20 protein-coding genes and 1 rRNA gene are annotated in these 21,474 nt (G+C 70.5%); 2 read left to right on the top strand and 19 right to left on the bottom strand.

The window, feature by feature from the left end; all coding sequences use genetic code 11:
• Positions 1 to 60: 60 nt before the first annotated feature.
• From der to ACWEMY_RS20405, 12 genes are all read right to left on the bottom strand, one after another.
• Positions 61 to 1,479 carry a ribosome biogenesis GTPase Der gene (gene der, locus ACWEMY_RS20460; protein ID WP_375925761.1) on the bottom strand — a complete coding sequence of 473 codons (1,419 nt, stop codon included), beginning with the start codon at positions 1,477 to 1,479 and terminating at the stop codon, positions 61 to 63.
• A complete protein-coding gene (gene cmk, locus ACWEMY_RS20455; RefSeq protein WP_375935097.1) occupies positions 1,476 to 2,180 on the bottom strand; it encodes a (d)CMP kinase in 705 nt (234 codons plus the stop codon). The genes der and cmk overlap by 4 nt, the downstream gene beginning before the upstream one ends.
• Positions 2,181 to 2,218: 38 nt before the next feature.
• A complete protein-coding gene (locus tag ACWEMY_RS20450) occupies positions 2,219 to 3,451 on the bottom strand; it encodes a pseudouridine synthase (protein ID WP_452391284.1) in 1,233 nt (410 codons plus the stop codon).
• Between the two features lie 8 nt (positions 3,452 to 3,459).
• Positions 3,460 to 4,116 carry an SMC-Scp complex subunit ScpB gene (gene scpB, locus ACWEMY_RS20445; protein WP_452391283.1) on the bottom strand — a complete coding sequence of 219 codons (657 nt, stop codon included), beginning with the start codon at positions 4,114 to 4,116 and terminating at the stop codon, positions 3,460 to 3,462.
• On the bottom strand, positions 4,113 to 4,985 hold the full coding sequence (locus tag ACWEMY_RS20440) for a segregation and condensation protein A (RefSeq protein WP_375925753.1): 873 nt from the start codon (positions 4,983 to 4,985) through the stop codon (positions 4,113 to 4,115). The genes scpB and ACWEMY_RS20440 overlap by 4 nt, the downstream gene beginning before the upstream one ends.
• Positions 4,982 to 5,815, bottom strand: a complete 834-nt coding sequence (locus ACWEMY_RS20435) for a ParA family protein (RefSeq protein WP_452391314.1) — start codon at positions 5,813 to 5,815, stop codon at positions 4,982 to 4,984. The genes ACWEMY_RS20440 and ACWEMY_RS20435 overlap by 4 nt, the downstream gene beginning before the upstream one ends.
• A 243-nt stretch (positions 5,816 to 6,058) precedes the next feature.
• Entirely contained in the window at positions 6,059 to 6,988 is a 930-nt protein-coding gene (gene xerD, locus ACWEMY_RS20430) for a site-specific tyrosine recombinase XerD (protein ID WP_452391282.1), read from the bottom strand.
• A gap of 72 nt (positions 6,989 to 7,060) precedes the next feature.
• Positions 7,061 to 7,723: an NUDIX domain-containing protein gene (locus ACWEMY_RS20425; RefSeq protein WP_452391281.1), complete on the bottom strand. Its 663-nt coding sequence runs from the start codon at positions 7,721 to 7,723 to the stop codon at positions 7,061 to 7,063.
• Between the two features lie 13 nt (positions 7,724 to 7,736).
• The gene (locus ACWEMY_RS20420) at positions 7,737 to 9,458 is read right to left on the bottom strand and encodes a CTP synthase (RefSeq protein WP_375925744.1); all 1,722 of its coding nucleotides are present in this window, start codon (positions 9,456 to 9,458) and stop codon (positions 7,737 to 7,739) included.
• A gap of 171 nt (positions 9,459 to 9,629) precedes the next feature.
• A complete protein-coding gene (locus ACWEMY_RS20415) occupies positions 9,630 to 10,571 on the bottom strand; it encodes a copper transporter (protein ID WP_452391313.1) in 942 nt (313 codons plus the stop codon).
• The gene (gene steA / locus ACWEMY_RS20410; RefSeq protein WP_452391280.1) at positions 10,568 to 11,767 is read right to left on the bottom strand and encodes a putative cytokinetic ring protein SteA; all 1,200 of its coding nucleotides are present in this window, start codon (positions 11,765 to 11,767) and stop codon (positions 10,568 to 10,570) included. Before steA ends, ACWEMY_RS20415 begins: the two co-directional genes overlap by 4 nt.
• Positions 11,768 to 11,816: 49 nt before the next feature.
• On the bottom strand, positions 11,817 to 12,281 hold the full coding sequence (locus tag ACWEMY_RS20405; protein ID WP_452391279.1) for a MarR family winged helix-turn-helix transcriptional regulator: 465 nt from the start codon (positions 12,279 to 12,281) through the stop codon (positions 11,817 to 11,819).
• Between the two features lie 114 nt (positions 12,282 to 12,395).
• On the opposite strand from ACWEMY_RS20405, the gene ACWEMY_RS20400 reads away from it, so the two are divergent.
• Both ACWEMY_RS20400 and ACWEMY_RS20395 read left to right on the top strand, forming a co-directional pair.
• Positions 12,396 to 12,833, top strand: coding sequence for an SgcJ/EcaC family oxidoreductase (locus ACWEMY_RS20400; protein ID WP_452391278.1), 438 nt, complete (start codon positions 12,396 to 12,398; stop codon positions 12,831 to 12,833).
• Positions 12,834 to 12,879: 46 nt separating this feature from the next.
• Positions 12,880 to 13,299, top strand: a complete 420-nt coding sequence (locus tag ACWEMY_RS20395) for an SRPBCC family protein (protein ID WP_375925732.1) — start codon at positions 12,880 to 12,882, stop codon at positions 13,297 to 13,299.
• 40 nt (positions 13,300 to 13,339) lie between these two features.
• Here the strand turns inward: ACWEMY_RS20395 and recN are convergent, their stop codons facing one another.
• The 7 genes from recN to rrf form a co-directional block, all read right to left on the bottom strand.
• The gene (recN, locus tag ACWEMY_RS20390; RefSeq protein ID WP_375925729.1) at positions 13,340 to 15,109 is read right to left on the bottom strand and encodes a DNA repair protein RecN; all 1,770 of its coding nucleotides are present in this window, start codon (positions 15,107 to 15,109) and stop codon (positions 13,340 to 13,342) included.
• Positions 15,087 to 16,031 carry an NAD kinase gene (locus ACWEMY_RS20385; protein ID WP_375925727.1) on the bottom strand — a complete coding sequence of 315 codons (945 nt, stop codon included), beginning with the start codon at positions 16,029 to 16,031 and terminating at the stop codon, positions 15,087 to 15,089. Before ACWEMY_RS20385 ends, recN begins: the two co-directional genes overlap by 23 nt.
• A complete protein-coding gene (locus ACWEMY_RS20380) occupies positions 16,028 to 16,849 on the bottom strand; it encodes a TlyA family RNA methyltransferase (protein ID WP_452391277.1) in 822 nt (273 codons plus the stop codon). The genes ACWEMY_RS20385 and ACWEMY_RS20380 overlap by 4 nt, the downstream gene beginning before the upstream one ends.
• A 1-nt stretch (position 16,850) precedes the next feature.
• On the bottom strand, positions 16,851 to 17,123 hold the full coding sequence (locus ACWEMY_RS20375; protein WP_375925722.1) for a hypothetical protein: 273 nt from the start codon (positions 17,121 to 17,123) through the stop codon (positions 16,851 to 16,853).
• 13 nt (positions 17,124 to 17,136) lie between these two features.
• Positions 17,137 to 18,030, bottom strand: a complete 894-nt coding sequence (locus ACWEMY_RS20370; RefSeq protein WP_452391276.1) for an HAD-IIA family hydrolase — start codon at positions 18,028 to 18,030, stop codon at positions 17,137 to 17,139.
• Positions 18,031 to 18,392: 362 nt separating this feature from the next.
• A complete protein-coding gene (locus ACWEMY_RS20365) occupies positions 18,393 to 19,379 on the bottom strand; it encodes a hypothetical protein (protein WP_452391312.1) in 987 nt (328 codons plus the stop codon).
• 2,004 nt (positions 19,380 to 21,383) lie between these two features.
• Positions 21,384 to 21,474 (bottom strand): 5S ribosomal RNA (gene rrf, locus ACWEMY_RS20360); the annotation flags it as partial.

Raw genomic sequence — 21,474 nt, 5'->3', positions numbered from 1 at the left:
CCGAGAACGCCGAGAGCCCGGGCGTGACGGCCCGGGCTCTCGGCGGAAGTGCTTCCCGCGCTACTTCTTGCGTTCCTTCTTCTCGCGCACGCGCACCGAGATGCGCACCGGCGAACCGTCGAAACCGAACTCCTCGCGCAGGCGGCGCTCCAGGAAGCGGCGGTAGCCCGCCTCGAGGAAACCAGTGGTGAACAGCACGAACGTCGGCGGACGGGTGCCTGCCTGGGTGGCGAACAGGACGCGGGGCTGGCGGCCACCGCGCATCGGCGGCGGGGTGGCCGCGATGACTTCCTTGAGCCAGGTGTTCAGACGGCCGGTGGAGACGCGCTTGTCCCAGGACTCGAGCGCGGTCTCCATCTGCGGCACCAGCTTCTGCACCGCGCGGCCGGTGTGGGCGGAGATGTTGACCCGCTGGGCCCACGGCACCCGCACCAGATCGCGATCGATCTCGCGTTCCAGGATGTAGCGGCGGTCCTCGTCGACCAGATCCCACTTGTTGAACGCCAGCACCAGCGCCCGGCCGGACTCGGCGACCAGGCTGATCACCCGCAGGTCCTGCTCGGTGATCGGCACCGACGCGTCGATCAGCATGATCGCGACCTCGGAGGCCTCCAGCGCCGACTTGGTGCGCAGCGAGGCGTAGAACTCGGTCCCCGAGGCGTTGGACACCTTGCGGCGCAGACCGGCGGTGTCGACGAACTTCCACACCTTGCCGCCGAGCTCGACCAGCGAGTCGACCGGGTCGACCGTGGTCCCCGCGACATCGTGGACCACCGAACGCTCGTCGCCCGAGAGCTTGTTGAGCAGGCTGGACTTGCCGACATTGGGCTTGCCGACCAGCGCCACCCGCCGCGGGCCGGCCACGCCGGTCCCCTCGCGCGGGGTCTCCGGCAGCGCGTTGAGCACATCGTCGAGCAGGTCGCCGGTGCCGCGGCCGTGCGAGGCCGAGACCATGCGCGGCTCACCCAGACCCAGCGACCACAGGCTGGCCGCCTCGAGTTCGACCTTCTGGTCGTCGACCTTGTTGGCCACCAGGATCACCGGGATCTTGGAGCGGCGCAGCTTGCGCACCGCGGCCTCGTCGGTCGCGGTGGCGCCGACGGTCGCGTCGACCACCAGCAGGATCGCGTCGGCGGTCTCCATGGCGACCTCGGCCTGGCGGGCCACATGCTGCTGCAGGCCCTTGGCGTCGGGCTCCCAGCCGCCGGTGTCCTGCACCAGGAAACGGCGCCCGGCCCAGCTGGCCTCGTAGGAGATGCGGTCGCGGGTGACGCCGGGGATGTCCTCCACGACGGCCTCACGGCGGCCGAGGATGCGGTTCACCAGGGTCGACTTGCCCACGTTCGGGCGGCCGACGACGGCGACGGTCGGCATGGCGAGCTGTTCGCCGTCCTCGTGCTCGCCTTCGAGATCGGCGATCTCCCAGTCGGTTTCGTCGCTCCAGACGCCGTCTCCGGCCAGTACCTCTTCGTCGATCATCGCGACCTTCCTGTCGTGGCCGAAAGCTGCTGGGCCACCACGCGGTAGAGCTCGTCGATGGTCTGATCCATCGTCAGGTCGCTGGTGTCGACGAGCACCGCGTCGGCGGCGGGGCGCAGCGGCGACACCGTGCGGGTGGAGTCGAGGGTGTCGCGGCGCTGCACGTCGGCCAGCACGGCCGCGTAGTCGTCGCCGCGGCCCTCGCGGATGTTCTGGGCATTGCGCCGCTGGGCGCGCGCCTCCGCGGAGGCGGTGAGATAGATCTTGGCGTCGGCGCCGGTGAGCACCACGGTGCCGATGTCGCGGCCCTCGACCACGACCCGTCCGGCCACCGCGGCGATCTCGCGCTGCAGGGCGACGAGTTGCTCACGCACCTGCGCCACCGCCGAGACCGCCGAGACGGCCTTGGTCACCGCGTCGCCGCGGATCTCGGCCGAGACGTCCTCGCCGTCGAGCTCGATGACCTCGTGGCTGGGATCGGTGCCGATCGACAACGGCAGCGCGGCCACCGTGTCGGCGATCGCCACCGGGTCGGTCAGGTCGACACCCGCGCGCAGCACGCAGAGGGTGGCGACCCGGTACATGGCGCCGGTGTCGAGGTAGCGGGCGTTCAGGCGCGCGGCCAGCCGGCGCGAAACGCTCGACTTGCCGGTGCCCGAGGGGCCGTCCATGGCGACCACGAGCGTGCCGTCACCGGTCATCCGGCCGCCGGTGAGTTCCACCGGCAGATCCACTCCGTTCACAGCTGCACCGCCTCGTAGAGTTTGCCGATCTCGTCGCGGCCGAGCACCCGCAGCGTGCCGGGACGCTGATCACCCAGCGCGACCGGGCCCAGATGCGTGCGCACCAGGCGGACCACCGGGTGGCCGACCTCGTCGAGCAGCCTACGCACGATGTGCTTGCGGCCCTCGTGCAGCACGAGCTTGACCAGCGACCGGCCCTCGTGGGCCTCGAGCAGGACGAACTTGTCGACCTTGGCCGGGCCGTCCTCGAGCTCCACACCGTCGCGCAGGCGCTTGTTGACCAGGCGGTAGTTCACCTCGCCGTTGACGGTGGCCAGGTAGGTCTTGGGCACCTCGAAGGACGGGTGCATCAGCCGGTGCGCCATCTCACCGTCGTTGGTGAGCAGCAGCAGGCCCTCGGTGTCGGCGTCGAGGCGGCCGACGTGGAACAGGCGCTGACCGGCGGCGATGCGCTCGGCCACGATATCGCCCACACACGGACGGCCGAGATCGTCGGACATGGTGGACTGCCAGCCCTTGGGCTTGTTCAGCACCAGGTGCACCAGTTCGTCGCGCACGACGACGCGGGTGCCGTCGACGCGCACGACCGCGTTCTGCGGGTCCACGCGCAGACCCTGCTCGCGCACGATCCGGCCGTCGACCTCGACGCGCCCGGCGGCGATCATCTCCTCGGCCGCGCGGCGCGAGGCGACACCGGCCTTGGCGAGCACCTTCTGCAGGCGTTCGCCCTCGCCCCAGGGCAGCTTCTTCGGGCCCTCGGCGTTCTCGGCGTGCTGGTGCCGGGCCGGCTTGGCGTTGTTCAGGATGGTCGGCGCGACCACCTTGCGCTGCGGCTTCGCCGACTTCTTGCGGGCGGTCTGCGCCTGCGCGGTGGCGGGCCTGGCGGTCCCGCCTGCGCGGGGTGCGCCGCCACGCTGACCGGCGCCACCGGTGCGGGGGTAGCCGCCGCGGTCGGCGTCGTCACGCTGGTAGCCACCGGTGGACCCGCCACGGCGGCCGCCGGACTCGTCACGCTGGTAGCCGCCGGTCGCGCCACGGCGAGGATTGTCACCGCGCTGGAAGCCACCGGCGCCGGTGCCGCGGCGGCCGGGGGCCTCCCCACGGGAGCCCGCCTGCCCGGTGCGCGCACTGCCGCCGCGGGTTCCCGCGGTCCGGTTCGCGCCACTTCGGGGCTGGTCGCTGCGTTTTCTTCGATCCGGTGTGCCATCTCGGCGAGCGGAATTATTCATCTGTCCTGTCAATCGTCGGTGCCGAGGTCCATGTCGGACTCGGCGGGTTTCTTCAGCCTGGTGAACCGGGGATCGGTCTCCAGGCTCTCGCTGATCTCGTCGATCAGATCGACGCCGGGAAGCAGCGGCGCCAGCGGGGGCAGGTCGCCCAGGGAGGCGAGCCCGATCCGTTCGAGGAACAACTCGGTGGTGCGGTAGAGCGTGCCGTTGGTCTCCGGGTCCTGACCCGCTTCCGCGATCAAGCCCCTGGCCAGCAGCGTGCGCATCACTCCGTCGACGTTCACCCCGCGGACCGCGCTGACCCTGGTGCGGGTCACCGGCTGGCGGTAGGCCACCACCGCCAAGGTTTCCAAGGCGGCCCGGGTCAGTTTCGTCCGGGCCCCGTCGAGCAGCACACGCTCGACATAGGGCGCGTACTGCTGTCGAGTATAGAAGCGCCACCCGTCACCGACGAAACGCAGGTCGATCCCGCTGCCGCGCGCGGACAGCTCGGCCGACATCTCGCGCAGCACCGCCTCCACCCGCTCGGTGCTGTCGTCCAGGGCCGCTGCCAGCTGTTCTGCCGGGGCGGGCGCGTCGACGACGAGCAGCATGGCCTCGAGCGCCGCGCGCAGTTCGGCGTCGTCGAGCGGCTCGGAGGTGAATTCCACCACTGTCTCCGTCATCCGTAATCCTCCTCGAAGGTCAGCGCCGCCGCCTCGGCGTCGGGATCGAGCTCGCCGAGCCAGCTCACGGCCAGCGGGCCGAGCGGGTCGGGCTGGTCGAAGGCGATGGTCTTGCCACGGTAGAGCTCGAGCAGGGCCAGGAAGCGGGCGACGATCTCGACCGGGACCGTGCAGTCGGCGACGATCTCGGCGAAGGTGGTCCAGCCGCCCGGTCCGCGTTCCTTGAGCAGCGCCAGCACCAGTTCGGCCTGTTCGGCCACCGAGATGGTGTGCATGTGCAGATGCCCGAGCCCGACCTCGGCGACCGGGCGGGGCCGGAAGGCGGCCGCCGCGATCTCGGCGAAGGCGGCGATGTCCACGCCGAGGGTCACCTCGGGCAGCAGGCCCTCGAACTGTTCCTCGAGCGCCACCGAGCGCGGGTAGCGGCGCAGGGCGGCGGCCTCGAGTTCACCCAGCAGCTCGGCGACCTGCTTGAACGCGCGGTATTGCAGCAGCCGGGCGAACAGCAGGTCGCGCGCGTCGAGCAGTTCCAGATCGTCGGCGTCGGTCATCTCCCCCGAGGGCAGCAGCCGGGCGGCCTTCAGGTCGAGCAGGGTCGCCGCGACCACCAGGAACTCGGTGGTCTGGTCGAGAATCTTGTCCGCGCGCAGTTTGGTGTTCTCGGCCAGCTCGGCCGTGAGTGCCTTGGTGTAGGCGATGAATTCGTCGGTGACCTGGTGCAGCGCCACTTCGGTGACATCGAGTTTGCGCGAACTGATCAGCGTGAGCAGAAGATCGAACGGCCCCTCGAAGTTCTTCAACCGGAGGTGAAAGCCGGTCGGGGCAGGGTCTTCGGGTACTGCGGGTACCGCGGGTGAAGCGTCGATCACCGGCCCGACCGGTGGATGACTTCACGTGCCATGGCCCGATAGGATTCCGCGCCCGCGGATTTCGGCGACCACGTGGTGATGGGTTCGCCGGCGACGCTGGCATCGGGGAAGCGCACGGTGCGCGAGATGGCGGTGTCGTAGACCAGGTCGCCGAACACCTCGACCACGCGCGACATCACCTGGCGCGAATGCAGCAGGCGCGCATCGAACATCGTGACCACGATGCCGTAGAGGCTCAGCCGCGGGTTGAGCCGGTCGCGCACCTTCTCCACGGTGTCGTTGAGCAGCGCGAGGCCGCGCAGCGAGAAGTACTCGCATTCCATCGGAATGATGACGCCGTCGGAGCAGGCCAGCGCGTTGACGGTGAGCAGGCCCAGCGAGGGCTGGCAGTCGATGAGGATGTAGTCGTAGCGGTCGCGCACCGACGCCAGTGCCCGGCCCAGCGACTGTTCGCGGCCGACCTCGTTGACCAGCTGGATCTCGGCCGCGGACAGGTCGATGTTGCTGGGTAAGAGATCCATGCCGTTGACCTTGGTGGTCTGCAGCACGTCGTCGACCTTGGCCTTGCCGCCGATGAGCAGGTTGTGCACGGTGAGATCGAGATCGTGGTGGGCCACGCCGAGACCGGCCGAGAGCGCACCCTGCGGATCCAGATCGACCAGCAGCACCCGGCGGCCGTATTCGGCCAGTGCCGCACCGAGATTGATGGTCGAGGTGGTCTTGCCGACCCCGCCCTTCTGGTTGCACATGGCCACCACGAGTGCGTCACCGTGACGCTGCACCCGTGGCGGCTCGGGCACCAGTCGCAGCGGGCGCCCGGTCGGCCCCATCTCGGCGACCTCGTCCGATCCACCGTCCCACGGTGTTTCCGCTGTCGTCACGATCCGCTGCTCCTTATACGTATTCCTGCCGGTAACCCCTGTCGAGGGTAGCGAGACCGATTCGGGCCCGGACTCGCTTTCGTACGGTCCAGCTCTGGGGGTAGACGCTACCGCTCGCACCGGTGAGGTACGGCATGGCAACGCCGGGCGTGTTCGCACGATACCCGCTGCGCGCCGAGCCGCGCCGGGGGTTCACCGCGCGCGCGGGTGCGCGGTGGCCCAGACCTCGCGCAGCGTGCTCACCGTCACCAGGGTGTAGATCTGGGTGGTGGTCACCGAGGCGTGGCCGAGCAGTTCCTGCACCACCCGCACGTCGGCGCCGCCGTCGAGCAGGTGGGTGGCGAAGGAATGGCGCAGGGTGTGCGGGGAGACCGCGGCGCCGATGCCCGCGCGGTCGGCCGCGGTCTGCAATACCTGCCAGGCGCTCTGGCGCGACAACCGGCCACCGCGCGCGTTGAGGAAAAGCGCTCCGGCCGAACCCTTTCCGCTCGCGGCCAGGCTCGGGCGGCCACGCACCAGGTAGGCGTCCACGGCGGCCAGGGCGGGTCGGCCGATCGGGACCAGCCGTTGTTTGCCGCCCTTGCCGCGCAGCACGACGCACCGTTGTTCGGTGTCGATGTCGTCCACATCCAGGCCGACCATCTCCGAGATGCGCGCGCCGGTCGAATACAGCAGTTCCAGCAGCGCCCGATCACGCAGTCCGCGTGGGCCGCCATCGGCTTCGCCCTCGCCGCCCGCCGCCTCCAGCAGGCGCAGAACCTGGTCGTAGGGCAGCGCTTTGGGCAGCCTGCGCCCCGGCGCGGGCGGTTTCACCGCGTGCGCCACATCGGTGTCGGTGATGCCCTCGGCGGCGGCGAAGCGATGCAGGCCACGCACCGCGATCAGCGCCCTGGCCACCGATCCCGCGGCCAGCGGCGGATGTTCGTCGCCGCCGGAGCGCAGGGCCATGGTGAATTCGGCGACATCACCCTGCGCCACCGCGGCCAGGTTCGCGATGCCGCGGCGGTCGAGAAAAGCCTGGTAGCGGGATAGATCCCGGCGATAGGCGCCGAGAGTGTTGCGGGCGACGCCGCGTTCGACCGTCAGATGGTCGAGGTAGGCGTCGATTTCACGCGCGAGCACGGCGGATGCCCGGTCGGTCCCCGTCGGTCGCGGCGGCAGGAATCCCTGTCGCGCCGCGATCCGACGTCGTGCTCACGCGTCGCTGCCGGACGCTGTCGCGCGGGCCTCGTCGGCCTTGCGCCGCAGGAAGGCCCTCGGCTGACCCGGCCACGGCGCGTCGGCCGGGCGCAACGGCACCCCGCTCGCCTGCGCCGCCGCGTACGCGAGCACCCCGGCCACGGCCGTCGCGTTCACGATATCCCCGGCCAGCGCGGCCCGCACGGCCTCGGCGACCGGCATCCGCACCGTCTCGAGATCGGCTTCCTCGTGTTCGGGGTCCGGGCGTTCGGTCGGGGTGAGACCGGTCGCGACGAACACCCGCAGCGCCTCGTCGGTGAACCCCGGCGAGAGCGCCACGTCCACCAGCACCGACCATTCGGCCGCGGCCAGGCCCGTCTCCTCGGCCAGCTCGCGCTTGGCCGCGGTGAGCGGGTCCTCGCCGTCGATGTCGAGCAACCCGGCGGGCAGCTCGAGCAGCCGGGTACCGATCGGATGCCGGTACTGGCGGATCAGCACGATCTCGCCCTCGTCGTCGAGGGCGAGCACCGCGACGGCGCCGTGATGCTCGATGACCTCGCGCTCGGCGATCCGCCCACCCGGCATCGCGACCTGATCCTGGCGCAGGGCCAGGATCGCGCCGCTGTAGAGCACCCGGCTCGACACCGTCTCGAACTCGTGACTACCGGGTGCGCTCATGACCTCGACTCCCTCAGAGTTCCGCGGCCTGCTCCGCGAGCTCTTCCTCGGGAAAGTCTACGGGAAGGCGTTCGGCCAGTTTGTATTTCAATGCCGCGTTGATCAGCGCCGCGAACAGCGGGTGCGGGCGGGTCGGACGGCTCTTGAGCTCCGGATGCGCCTGGGTGGCGACGAAGAACGGGTGCACCGAGGCCGGGTACTCCACGAACTCCACCAGGTGCCCGTCGGGCGAGGTACCCGAGAACACCAGACCGCTCTTCGCGATGGCGTCACGGTAGGCGTTGTTCACCTCGAACCGGTGCCGGTGCCGCTCGGAGACCTGCTCGGAACCGTAGGCCTGCGCGACCACCGAACCCTTCTGCAAGGTGGCCGGGTAGGCGCCCAGTCGCATGGTGCCGCCCAGATCGGCCTCACCGGCGACGACGTCTTCCTGATCGGCCATGGTCGAGATGACCGGGTTCTTCGTCTCGGGCTCGAACTCGGCCGAATTGGCGTCCTCGATACCCACCGAACGCGCCGCCTCGATCACCACACACTGCAGACCCAGGCACAGACCCAGCAGCGGGATGCCACGATGACGGGCATAGCGGATCGCGCCGAGCTTGCCCTCGATACCGCGGATGCCGAACCCGCCGGGGATCAGCACGGCGTCGACGTCCCGCAGCGCGGCCTGCGCACCGGCTTCGGTCTCGCACTCGTCGGAGGGCACCCAGCGGATGTTCACCTTGGACCGGTGCGCGAAGCCCCCGGCGCGCAGCGCCTCGGTCACCGACAGGTAGGCGTCGGGCAGGTCGACGTACTTGCCGACCAGCGCCACCTCGACGGTCTCGCGCGGGGAGTGCACCCGATCGAGCAGGTCACCCCACACGGCCCAGTCCACATCGCGGAACGGCAGGCCGAGCTTGCGCACCACATAGGCGTCGAGGCCCTCGCTGTGCAGCACCTTCGGGATGTCGTAGATCGACGGCGCGTCGGGGGTGGAGATGCAGGCCTCCACGTCGACGTCGCACATCAGCGCGATCTTGTTCTTCAGACCCTGCGGCACCTCACGGTCGCAGCGCAGGATCAGCGCGTCGGGCTGGATACCGATATTGCGCAGCGCGGCGACCGAATGCTGCGTCGGCTTGGTCTTGAGCTCGCCCGAGGGCGCCAGATACGGCACCAGCGAGACGTGCAGGAAGAACACATTGTCGCGACCCACGTCGTGACGGATCTGGCGCGCCGCCTCGAGGAACGGCTGCGACTCGATGTCACCGACGGTGCCACCGATCTCGGTGATCACCACATCCGGCACATGACCCTGCAGATCCGGACCCTGCATCGCCATGATGCGGTTCTTGATCTCGTCGGTGATGTGCGGGATCACCTGAACCGTGTCGCCCAGGTACTCACCGCGGCGCTCCTTGGCGATCACCGTCGAGTAGATCTGACCGGTGGTCACGTTCGCGTCCTTGGTCAGGTCGCGATCGAGGAAACGCTCGTAGTGGCCGACATCGAGGTCGGTCTCGGCGCCGTCCTCGGTGACGAAGACCTCACCGTGCTGGAACGGGTTCATGGTGCCCGGATCGACGTTCAGATACGGGTCGAGCTTCTGCATCGTCACCCGCATACCGCGCGCGGTCAGCAACTGACCGAGGCTGGAGGCGGTGAGACCCTTACCCAAAGAGGAGGCGACGCCACCGCTCACGAAGATGTGCTTGGTGGCATTTCGAGCCTGATTCCGTGTTTGACCCACGGAACTCCAGCCTAGCAGTACCGCCTCCCCGCGAATTCAGCGTGCCGTTTTCGAGGGGGCGTGTCGGGTGTCGGGCCGGCGGTGAGGGGGTGCCGGAGTTCTGGGCGTACCCGGCGAGTTACCCATGTCCGTGCGTGATCAGTCGATGCGTTTCGACCGGGGAATCGGGGGTCAGCGGGGCATGGCGACGAGGGTGAACGATGTCGCGGTCGGGGTGGTGCCGTAGCGGCCCGCGCCGCCGGTGAGTTGTTCGGTGAAGGCGAGAGCGGTTGTCACGCGGCCGATTTCGCGGTCGGCGTTGTCGACGGTGGTGACCGCGGTGGACAGTGGGGCCTGGGCGCGGACGAAGGCGATGGCGCCGTTGTTGTCGGCGGCGCCCGCCCGGCCCGCCAGGACGGTGCCCGCGGCGCGGGCGCGGACCGCGCCGGTGAACCGGGCGATAGTCGCGCCCTGGCCGGTGTCGGAAACAACACCATTGCCGGTGACGACGACGGCCAGTTGCGCGGGTCGCACCGGGGTGTCGCGGTAGGCGAGGAAGCCGCCGCCGCGCAGGGTCTCCAGGGCCAACGCGAGTTCCTGCGGTGTGCTGCGGGGCTGGTTCGTGGCCGGATCGAGCAGCAGGGTCAGGCCGAGCAGATCGCCCGCCATGCTGCCCTGGTCGACGGCGCCGGTCTGCAGCTGGGCGCCCGCGGGGACGATGTTCGTCAGCGCCGAGCGCATCCGGTCGCCCTCCCCCGCGTCGGTGAAGGCCTCGGTGAGCGCGATCCGGCCGGTCACCGCGGCACCCGCGGTCTCGAGCGAGCGGCTCACGCCGTCGATGTCGGCGGGATCGGCGTCCGGGGTGCTGAACACCACGACGCTGCGGTCGGCCAGGGTGCCGCCGAGGATGCGGTCCGCCGAGGATGCGACGAACTTGTCGGCGGTGTCGAGGCGGGCGGTGAGCTGCTCGTTGCGCGCGGTCAGCGCGTCCACCTGCCCACGCAGGTCGCTGCGATCCGAGCGCAACCCCGACAGCATGTCCGCGGCCAGGGTCTGGGAACCGAGGATCACCCCGATCGCCAGCGCGAGGAAGATCGCCGCGATCGAGATGGCGTGCTGACGCAGCGAGATCACCGCAGACCCCGCACCCACAGCACGAAACGGTCCCAGTACGCGATCGCCCAGTCCAGCACCTGGGAGCCGTTGTGCGAGGCCAGGATCACCACCACGATCGCCACCAGCGCGGCCAGCACCACCAGCGCCAGCGCGGCCCCGGAGGAACGCTGCCGGTACAGCGTCGCGACGGCGTTGGCATCCACGAGTTTCGCGCCGACCTTGAGCCGGGTCAGGAAGGTGGCCGGATTGCTGTCGCGACGGCCGCGGTCGAAGAAGTCTTCCAGCGAGGCGGGCGCCCCGGCCAGCACGATCAGCGAGGCGCCGTGATGATCGGCCAGCATCAGCGCCAGATCGGCCGGGGAACCCGAGGACGGGAAGGTGGTGGCGCCGATGCCGAGATCCTGGATGCGCTCCAGACCCCTGGCATGCCCGTCGGTATCGGCGGGCAGGATCATCTCGGCGCCGCAGCGCAGTGTCTCGGTGCTGATCTCGTCGGGCTCGCCGACGATCAGGTCCGGCGTGTACTTCAGCGTGCGCAGGGTGTCGGCGCCGCGGCCGACACCGATCAGGATCGGCGCGTACTCCTTGATGAACGGCTTGAGCCGCTGTAGCTCCTCACGATGACCCGGCCCGTCGGCGATCACCACGACATGTCTGCCGCGTAGCTCGAGCTCGATGTCGGGCACCCCGATACCGTCGATGAGCAGCGCGCTCTCGGTGCGGACGAACTCGGTGGTGTTGCCCGCGAAGGCGTCGAGGTGATCGGCCAGGCCGTTGCGCGCCTCGATCATCCGGTCCGCGATGGCCGACTCGTCGAACTCGATGCCCTCCACGAGGACCTCGGGTTCCTTCTTGGTCAGCTTGTCGGCGTAGACGATTCCGGCGTCGATCCGGATCCTGGTGCCGTCCTTGATCTTGCCGAAGGCATCGGAGGACACGGTGTCCATGAGCACGATCCCGTTGGCCACCAGCACTTCCGGACCCAGGTTCGGATAGCGTCCCGAGATCGACGGCGAGGTGTTGATCACCGCGACCACCCCGGCTTCGACCAGCCGGTCGGCGGTGTGGCGGTCCAGATCGGTCTCGTCGAGGACGACCACGTCCCCCGGACCGACCCGCCGCAACAGTCGCCGGGTATCGCGATCCACCCGGGCGATCCCGGTGACACCGGGCAGCGTTTCCGTGTTCCTCGACAACAGCGCCGGCAGCCTCATGGCCCGATGATGGGCGCAAACCCTCAACCTGTGGTGGAGGCGCGCCGAGTCAGTCCTGCCCGCGCAATGCCGCCGCTACCTCCAGCGAGGTCGCGTGCAGCCGCCCGAACAGGTCGAGAACCAGCTCGAGCTGTTCGTCGGAGTAGTCGTCGAGCGCGGCCGCGAAACGGCGCGCGAGCAGCTCGTAGTGCGGGGCGATCTCGTCGATCTTCGCCGGAATCGCACTCACGATCACCCGGCGCCGGTCCGCGACATCGTGTTCGCGGCGCACATAGCCCGCCGCCAGCAACCGATCGACCATCTTCGTCACCGCGCCGGTCGACAGCGCGGTCTGCGCCGCGAGCTCGCCCGCCGTGGCCGGACCGCCCAGGCGCAGCATGTTCAGGCACCGCAGATCGGTGACGTGCAGACCGAGCTTGTCGGCGACGGCCTGATGCAGCATCACCCCGTCCGTCGCACTGCGCTGTGCCGCCACCGTCAGCGCGGCCGCGAGTTCACCCCTCTTGCCGGACATCCCTTGACACCTTCCGCGGCTTCCGCAATTATCTTCCTCGGTAAGAATATTACCCACGCAGATACTTACCGAATCGAATTCTGACTGTTCGATCCTAGTTTCCGGGAGCCCCCGATGACCGAACCCCATGCCGACGAGCGGGCCGTGCGCGCGCTGTTCGCCGCCAACACCGCCGCCTGGGACACGGGCGACGCCCGCGCCTTCGCCGCGACCTTCACCGAGGACGCCGAGTACGTCACCTGGTTCGGCCGCCACTACACCGGCCGCGACGCCATCGAGTCCTCGCACGCCGCGCTGTTCACCTCGTACCTGAAGGGCAGCCGCCTCGACGGCGAGATCACCCGGCTGCGGTTCCTGACCCCCGAGGTGGCCGTGGTCGACGGCCGGGGCGCGCTGCTCAAAGGCAAGAGCAGGCGCAACCGGCGCAACACCAAGGACTACGTGTATGTCGCGGTGCGCCGCGAGGGCGCCTGGCGCTTCGCCACCTTCCACAACACCAAGTTCCACTGGTTCTTCGACGCCATGGCGGCCAGATCGGAACGCGTCCGATAGGTACCCGTATGCTGCGGGTCACAGACATCTCGGACAGGAGACATCCATGCCCCGCAGCACCGTCGAGACGGTTTTCGACGCCCCTCGCGATATCGTCTACCGCCTTTTCACCGAGCGTGAGAGCGTCAGCCCGTACCTGCCGGTCAACGTGAAGCTGGTCAAGCAGGGCGACCCGGCCACCGGGGTCGGCGCCCAGCACACCCTCGGCCTCGGCAAGGTCGCGGTCACCGAGGAGATCACCGCGCTGGTTCCCGGTGAGCGGATGGAGTACAAGATCGTCAAGGGCGCCCCGGTCAAGCGCCACGTCGGCACCGTGACCTTCGCCGACACCAGCTCCGGCGGCACCCGCGTGGTCTACACCATGGAGTCCGAGCCGTCGCTGCCCGTGCCCGCCCCGGTGCTCGAGTTCGGCCTGCGCCAGCTCACCAACCAGCTGCTCGGCGGCGTCCGCAAAGCCCTGAAGTGAGTCTCGGGGCCGCCCGCACCCAGGCGCGGGCGGCCTCGGTTCAGGCCGGAGTCCGCTCCGCCCTGGCGGTCTCGAGCAGTTCCTCCGCGTGCGCGCGGCCGGTCTCGGTGTCGTCGAGACCCGCCAGCATCCGGGCCAGTTCGACCACGCGTTCCTCGTCGGTGAGCGTACGAACGCCGCTGTCCACCTTGCCTTTTCCGTCGTCGGACTTGTTGACGACGAGATGGGTGTCGGCGAAGGCCGCCACCTGCGGCAGGTGGGTCACCACGATCACCTGATGGGTGCGGGCCAGCCGCGCCAGCCGCTTGCCGATCTCCACCGCCGCCCGGCCACCGACACCGGCGTCGACCTCGTCGAAGACCATCGTCGCCCCGTGATCGGACCCGGCCAGCACCACCTCCAGCGCCAGCATCACCCGCGAGAGCTCACCGCCGGAGGCGCTCTTGCTCAGCGGCAGCGACTGCGCGCCCGAATGCGCCGAGAGCCGGAACTCCACCTCGTCGACGCCGGTCGCGCCCGCGTGCAGCGCGACACCGTCGACCTCGAGCGGCGCGGAATCCTGCGCCCCCGCGGGCATCGGCCGGACCTGCACCTCCAGACGCGCCTTGCCCATCGCCAGCCCACCCAGCTCGGTACTCACCGCCGTGGCCAGCTTGCCCGCCGCCTTCGCGCGCGCGGCACTGAGCTTGCGGGCGGTCTCGCGCACCTTGCCCGCGGCGGTCTCCACCTCACCGGCCAGCTTGGCGAGCGCGTCCTCGGACACGTCGAGCGAGTCCAGACGCGCGCGCGATTCGTCGGCCCAGGCGAGCACGCCGTCGATGTCGGGCGCGTACTTGCGGGTCAGCGATTTCAGTTCGGCCTGGCGGGTGAGCATCGAGTCCAGCGCGCCAGGATCCGACGGCAGCTCCGACAGATAGCCGCTGATCTCGGTGGTCACGTCGACGACCACGGCGATTGCCTCGCCCAGCCGGGGCGCGAGCGCGGTCAGCGCGGGGTCGTCGGCCGAATCCAGCCGGGCCCTGGCGCCACCGAGCAGGTCCAGGACTCCCCCGCCGTCGACGGGTTCGTCTCCCGGCCCGGACAATGCCTCGTGCGCGGCGACCGCCGCTTCCCGCAGCGAGTCCAGGTCGCTGAGCCTGCGGATCTCGGCGACGAGACGTTCATCCTCGCCGGGTTCGGGCGCGATGCCGTCGATCTCGGCGAGCGAATGCTTGAGCCGGTCGGCCTCGAGCGCCAGTTCGCGGCTGCGCGCGGTGCGTTCGAGCAGTTCGGCGCGCGCGTCCAGCCAGGTCCGGCGGTGCACCTGGTACTTGCGCAGCAGCCCGGCGACACCGTCACCGGCGAACTGGTCCAGCGCGGCCAGCTGCTGTTCGGGACGCTGCAGGCGCAACTGGTCGTTCTGGCCGTGCACGGTCAGCAGCCGCGAGGTGAACTCCCCGAGCACCGCCGCGGGCACGCCACGACCGCCCAGGTGCGCGCGCGAGCGCCCGTCGCTGTTGACGGTGCGCACCGCGATCACGCTGCCGTCCTCGTCGGCCTCGGCGGCCGCCGATTCCAGCACCTCGTGCACCGCGGCGCGGGCCGCCTCGTTGACGTCGTCGACCACGAACCGGCCCTCGACCACCGCTTTGGCCGCGCCCAGGCGCACCCGGCCCGCATCCGCGCGCGCACCGCTGAGCAGGTGCAGGCTGGTGACCACCATCGTCTTGCCCGCGCCCGTCTCACCGGTGAGCACGGTCAGTCCCGCGTGGAACTGCGCGGTGGCCGTCGAGATGACGCCGAGTCCGTCAATTCTGATCTCGGTCAGCATCGGTGTCCTTTCTGCCCCGCCAGCCCGTCACCGGCAGCTGGAACTTGCGCACCATCCGGTCGGCGAAGGGCGCGGAATCCAGCCGCACCCAGCGCACCGGCCGGGCGCCACGCACCACTTCGACCCGTCCGCCACGCGGCAGGCCCAGCGTGCGCCTGCCGTCGAGGAACACGATCGCGTCGTGCCCGGTCGCCACGGCCTCCACCGCGATATGCGATTCCGGGCTGATCACCAGCGGTCGCGCGAACAGCGCGTGCGCGTTGCTGGGAATCACCAGCATCGCCTCGAGCTCCGGCCACACCACCGGCCCGCCCGCCGAGAACGCGTAGGCGGTGGATCCGGTGGGTGTCGAGACGAGCACGCCGTCGCAGCCGAACGACGACACCGGTCTGCCGTCCACCTCGAGCACCACCTCGAGCACGCCCATGCGCTGGGCGTTCTCGATGCTGGCCTCGTTGAGCGCCCAGCCGCGTTCGGCCACCACGTCCTCGACCCGGACGGTGACGTCGATGGTCATCCGGTCCTCGATGCGATAGTCCCGGTCGACCACCTGCGCGAGCGCCTCGTCGAGATGCTCGGCCTCGGCCTCGGTGAGGAATCCGATGCGTCCCAGATTGATTCCGAGCACCGGCACCCCGCTGGGCCTGCCGAGTTCGGCGGCGCGCAGGAACGTGCCGTCACCGCCGAGGGCAAGCACCATCTCGCAGCCCAGGGCCGCCGACGGGCTGTGCGGCACCACCCGCACCGGATAACCGGCGGGTTCGTCCTCGAAGCGGGTGCTGTCGGCCTCGTCGGCCAGTACCCGCAGGCAGATCCCGGCCGCGGCGAAGATCTTGGCCACCCGGTGTGCGGTCTCGATGATCTCCGCGCGGCCCGGATGGGCGACGAGCAGGATCTCCCGGTCGCCGGCGTGCGTGCTCACTGCGGACCCTCCTCGACAGCCTTCGCGACCAGCGCGGCCACCTGCTCGGCGTCGTGGTCGAACGGGCCGACCTTACGCAGCCACAGGAAATACTCCACATTGCCCGACGGCCCCGGCAGCGGGCTCGCGACCACGCCCTCGGTCCGCAGCCCCAGCGCGGCGGCCGCGGCGGCGACATCGGTCACGACCTCGGCGCGCAGCGCCGGATCACGCACCACCCCACCCGCGCCGACCCGTTCCTTGCCGACCTCGAACTGCGGTTTCACCATCGGCAGCAGATCGGCGCCGTCGGCCGCGCAGGCCGCCAGCGCGGGCAGCACCAGGCCCAGCGAGATGAACGACAGGTCGCCCACCACCAAATCGACTGTGCCACCGATGCTCTCGGGGGTGATGTTGCGGACGTTGGTGCGGTCGTACACCTGCACCCGGTCGTCGTTCTGCAACCGCCAGATCAGCTGGCCGTAGCCCACGTCGACGGCCGCCACCTCCCGCGCGCCGCGCTCGAGCAGCACATCGGTGAACCCGCCGGTCGACGCGCCCGCGTCCAGGCACCGCCTCCCGGCGGCACTCACCCCCTGCGGCTCGAACGCCTCGAGCGCGCCGAGCAGTTTGTGCGCGCCGCGCGAGGCCCACGACACCTCGTCGGGTTCCTCCCGCACGATCAGCGGGGTGTTGGCCTCCACGGCCGTCGCCGGTTTCACGGCGACGGTTCCGGCTATCAGGACGCGGCCCGCGCCGATCAGTTCGACCGCGTGTTCCCGCGATCGCGCCAATCCGCGGCGAACCAGTTCGGCGTCCACACGCGCTCGCCTGGCCACCTCAGATCTTGTCCACTGTCGCCAGGGCGTCCACCAGCACCTCGTGCGCCTGTTCGAGGATGCGCGCGCGGCGGGTGATGTCGGCCCCGGTCTCGACGTTCTCCGCGGGGCCCGACGTGGGCCGGGGTCCGAGTTCGGCGAGCAGCGCGTCGACCTCGGATCTGATCCGGTTCGGGTCGGCCGGTTCCTGGCCCGCCAGGTGACTGCCCGGCACGGGGATGCCGGGTCGGGGTGGCTGCGACGCGCCGGTCGGCGGTGAACTCGGAGTACTCATCGTGGGGTCAACGCTATCGGATTTCCGGATCGGCCGCGCGCACCCGTACGGCCCGGCCGGGGTGCTGTCGCAACAGCTCCGCGACCTCGGCGGGCGCGACCGGCTCCGGGAGCGGCTCGGTATTGAGGGCGTCCAGCGATCCGGCGATATAGCCCGGGATCCGGGCCGGTGGCGCGGTACACACGTCGTCGAGGGTGCTGACGCCGGTGAGCACCAGCAGCGAGTCGAGCCCGAGTTCGTTGGCGCCTTCGATATCGGTGTCGAGCCGGTCGCCCACCACCAGCGGCTCGCGCGCGTTCGAGCGGGCCAGCGCGTCGCGCATGAGCGGCGCGAACGGTTTGCCCGCGACCAGCGGTTCCCGGTCGGTGGCGGCGCGCAGGGCGGCGACCATCGCACCGTTGCCCGGGGCCAGACCGCGCTCGTTGGGCAGGGTGCGGTCGGCGTTGGTGGCGATCCAGAGCGCGCCGTCGCGCAGCGCGTAGGCGGCTTCGGCCAGATCGGGCCACGCCGTCGTGGGCGAATGCCCCTGGACGACGGCGGCGGGCGGCGTGTCACCGCAACGGCGCACCGGGATCAGTCCCACCGCCTTGATCTCCGCGGCCAGGTCCTCGGTGCCCACCACGAGCACCTGGGCACCCTGTTCGAGCCGTTGTGCCAGCATGCCCGCCGCGGCCTGGGCGCTGGTCACCACATCGTCGGCCGTGGCCGGATAGCCCAGTTCCACCAGGTGGCCGGCCACCTGGCCGGGACAGCGGGAGGCGTTGTTGGTGACATAGATCAGCCGCTGGGCCGAATTCCCGTCCGGGACGAGCGCTTCGGGCGCACCGTCGATCACCTCGGGCCCGCGGTACAGCGTGCCGTCCAGATCGAGCAGCAGAGCGTCATATCGATCGCGTAGCCGGTTCACACACCCTCACTCCGTCGTCGCTGCCGGGCCGAGTACGTCTGCGACCCTAGGCGAGGCCACCGACAGGTTCCGGCTCGCGCCGCCGTCGAATCGCCCTCGCCCTCTTCATGATCGAGCATGCCGCGAGGATCGGTGCCGGGTGTGCGAGGTTCGGTCGCCCGGGGTGACCCACTTCACCCCCGCGCCACCACAGACGATGCCCACGCCGTGCAGACCCCGGAAGGAAACCACACGTTCGCCACCTGGAATGCGGCACCGGCCGCAGTTCCGGGCCTCGTGCGCCACCCGCAATATGGCACCGGCCGCAGTTCGGAGCCCGGATGGTCCGGGTGCCGAACTGCGGCCGGTGACCGTGTGTGCGGTCAGGCGCCGCCGGTGAGTTCCGCGGCGCGCTCCTCGGCATCGGTCTCGCCGTCCTCGTCCGCCGCGGCGGCATTGAGGAACCACTGCAGGCCGTCCTCGGTGCGACCGGCGGCCACCAGGGCGTCGGCGTAGGCGTAGAACAACCGGGCCGCGGCGGAGCCGGTGCGAGCGGGGTCCAGATCCGGGGTCTGCAAGGTGACCACGGCCTGGTCGAACTGACCCAGATCCATGCGCGCGCCGGCGACCACGATGCGCAGCTCGGTGGCCTCGTCACCGCTGAGCCGCTGGGCTTCCTCGCTGCGACCGAGCTCGATCGCCCGCTCCGGACGGCCCAGACCACGCTCGCAGTCGGCCATCACGGCCAGCAGCCCGGACCCACCCGACATGCGTCGCGCGGTCCGCAGCTCCGAGAGCGCCTCGGCCCACTCCTCGGCGTGATAGGCCACCACACCGGCGGTCTCGCGCACCACCGCGATCCGGCCCGCGCGCTGCCGCGCCGCCCGCGCGTGGGCCAGCGCCAGGCGCGGGTCGTCCTCGAGCAGCTCGACGGCCATCACCATGTGCCGGGCGACGGTCTCGGCGTTGTTCTTGTCCAGGCTCAGCAGATCGCGGCGCACGGCCGGATCCAGATCCGAGGCCTGCACGTCCTCGGGCAGATCCGGCTCGTCCGGGCGCGCGTTGCGCCGGTCGGTCGGCCTGCCACCCGCGGTGCGGGCGCCTTCGCCACCGCGACGGCGGTCCTCGCGCTCGTAACCGGCGGAGCGGGAATCGTATTCACGGTCGGAGCCGCCGCGGCGGTCATCCGCCGAGCGTCCGCGAGTGCCACGATCGTCCTCATCGGCGGCATCGTCGGCGGCCGCGTTCCGGGAATCGTCCGAACGATCGTCCTGCGACCGCTCGGCACGGTCGCCGACCGCAGCGTTGCGTCGGTCATCCGCGCGATCGCCGTGGTCGCCCGTCGCGTCGTCGGTGCTGTCACCGGCGATGCGGTCACCCGCAGTTCGACCGGCGTTGTCATCGGCCACGCGGTCAGCGCGGTCGTCCGCGGTATCGCCGGCCGCGTGGTCGGCGTGGGTGTCGACCGCATCGGCCTCGGCAGCGCGATCATCGGCCGAGCGTCCAGCGGCATCGGCCGCCGCGGACCGGTCGTCGTCCGACCGATCGGAGCCCGGGTGGACGCGAGCTTCCTCCGACTCCACTGCGCCCGCGCTCTGCGACGCGGAGCCGGTATCGGACTGCACAGTGGACGCGGTCGAGTCATCGGCCCCGCCGGTGGCGGCAGGCGCCTCGCCGGTGATGGGCTGGTCTTCGTCGGCGGCGCTCGACATCACGCCGAGCACATCGCCTTCGCGTTCGCGCCGCTTCTCCCGGTAGGTGCCGTTCAGCGGGGCGCCGTCCTCACCGACGTACTCGGTCCGGCCCGCGTCACCGCCACGCTTGAACCCGCCGCGCGCGTTCTCGTCACGCCGCTGGTACCCGCCGGACTTCTCGCCGCGCTTGAATCCACCACGATCGGAACCACCGCGCGAACGATCATCGTCGCCCCGCTTCTGGTACCCACCGCGGTCACTGTCGCGCTTGTTGTAGCCACCGCGCTCGTCATCGCGATTCCGGTACCCGCCACGGTCGCCTTCGTCGCGCCGCTGGTAGCCACCGCGCGAACGATCGTCGCCCTCGTTGCGGCGGAAACCACCACGGTCCGAACCACCGCGCGAATCATCACCGCCGCGGCGGAACCCGCCCTGACCCGAACTGCCGCGATCGGAGCTGCCACGCGAGCGGTCGTCGTCACGACGGAACCCGCCACCCGAGCCACCGCGATCACCTGAACCACCGCGACCCTGGTAGCCGCCGCGCGAATCGTCACGGCGGAAACCGCCGCGCTCGTCATCGCGCTTCTGGTACCCACCGCGGTCACTGTCGCGCTTCTGGTAGCCGCGCTCGTCATCGCGTCGCTGGTAGCCACCGCGGTCGCCTTCGTCGCGCCGCTGGTAGCCGCCACGCGAACGATCATCGCCCTCGTTGCGACGGAAACCACCACGGTCCGAACCACCGCGCGAATCATCACCGCCGCGGCGGAACCCGCCCTGACCCGAGTTGCCGCGATCGGAGCTGCCGCGCGAGCGGTCGTCGTCACGACGGAAGCCACCGCGGTCACCGGAGCCGCCCCGGCCCTGGTAGCCGCCGCGGTCGCCGCTGTCACGGCGGAAACCGCCGCGCTCGTCGTCACGCTTCTGGTAGCCGCCGCGGTCACTGTCGCGTTTCTGGTACCCGCCACGGTCGCCTTCGTCACGACGCTGGTAGCCCCCGCGCGAACGATCGTCGCCTTCGTTGCGCCGGAAACCGCCACGGTCGGAACCGCCGCGCGAATCGTCGCGTCGGAAACCACCGCGATCGGAGCTGCCGCGCGAGCGGTCGTCGTCGCGACGGAAGCCGCCACCCGAGCCACCGCGGCCCTGGTAGCCGCCGCGTGAATCGTCGCCGCCACGGCGGGATCCACCGCGCTCGTCATCGCGCTTCTGGTATCCACCGCGGTCGCCTTCGTCGCGCCGCTGGTAGCCGCCACCGCGGGGACGGTCCTCATCGCTGCGGCGGAAACCACCACGGTCGTTCGAGCCGCCGCGTCCCTGGTACCCACCGCGGTCGGAGCCGCCGCGATTGTCGTCGTTGCGGCGGAAGCCGCCGCCTTCGCCACGCCCGGCGCCGCGGTTGTCTCCGTGGCCGCCTCGGGGGCGATCGGTCGGTTCGCCGCGCCGGCCGAAACCGCGGGCGTCTCCGTCCCGGCGGAAAGGCTTCCGTCCGTCGTTGTGTTCCGACACGGCGATCCCTTTCTAGATTCCCCGCCTCCGGGGAGATGTCGTGGTGCCCCGCCTGAAGAATTCAACCACGGGCGGAGGACGGGGCATCGTCCGCGTGGCAGATCGGGCCCCGTTCGAGACCCGGAAACGCCGATAGGGGACCCAGATCTGGGTCCCCTATCGCGAAAGATGTTCCGGCGGTGTCCTACTCTCCCACACCCTGTCGAGTGCAGTACCATCGGCGCAGGTGGCCTTAGCTTCCGGGTTCGGAATGGGACCGGGC

Source organism: Nocardia sp. NPDC004415 (assembly GCF_053602435.1).
This window is presented reverse-complemented; position numbering and strand designations above follow the sequence as displayed.

Bases quoted from the DNA above. Each gene is read 5' to 3' on its own strand.
- der (WP_375925761.1), bottom strand. From the start codon at position 1,479: ATGATCGACGAAGAGGTACTGGCCGGAGACGGCGTCTGGAGCGACGAA.
- recN (WP_375925729.1), bottom strand. From the start codon at position 15,109: ATGCTGACCGAGATCAGAATTGACGGACTCGGCGTCATCTCGACGGCC.
- ACWEMY_RS20435 (WP_452391314.1), bottom strand. From the start codon at position 5,815: ATGGGGCCGACCGGGCGCCCGCTGCGACTGGTGCCCGAGCCGCCACGG.
- cmk (WP_375935097.1), bottom strand. From the start codon at position 2,180: ATGACCGGTGACGGCACGCTCGTGGTCGCCATGGACGGCCCCTCGGGC.
- ACWEMY_RS20450 (WP_452391284.1), bottom strand. From the start codon at position 3,451: ATGAATAATTCCGCTCGCCGAGATGGCACACCGGATCGAAGAAAACGC.
- ACWEMY_RS20405 (WP_452391279.1), bottom strand. From the start codon at position 12,281: ATGTCCGGCAAGAGGGGTGAACTCGCGGCCGCGCTGACGGTGGCGGCA.
- ACWEMY_RS20400 (WP_452391278.1), top strand. From the start codon at position 12,396: ATGACCGAACCCCATGCCGACGAGCGGGCCGTGCGCGCGCTGTTCGCC.
- ACWEMY_RS20395 (WP_375925732.1), top strand. From the start codon at position 12,880: ATGCCCCGCAGCACCGTCGAGACGGTTTTCGACGCCCCTCGCGATATC.
- scpB (WP_452391283.1), bottom strand. From the start codon at position 4,116: ATGACGGAGACAGTGGTGGAATTCACCTCCGAGCCGCTCGACGACGCC.
- ACWEMY_RS20425 (WP_452391281.1), bottom strand. From the start codon at position 7,723: ATGAGCGCACCCGGTAGTCACGAGTTCGAGACGGTGTCGAGCCGGGTG.
- ACWEMY_RS20375 (WP_375925722.1), bottom strand. From the start codon at position 17,123: ATGAGTACTCCGAGTTCACCGCCGACCGGCGCGTCGCAGCCACCCCGA.
- steA (WP_452391280.1), bottom strand. From the start codon at position 11,767: ATGAGGCTGCCGGCGCTGTTGTCGAGGAACACGGAAACGCTGCCCGGT.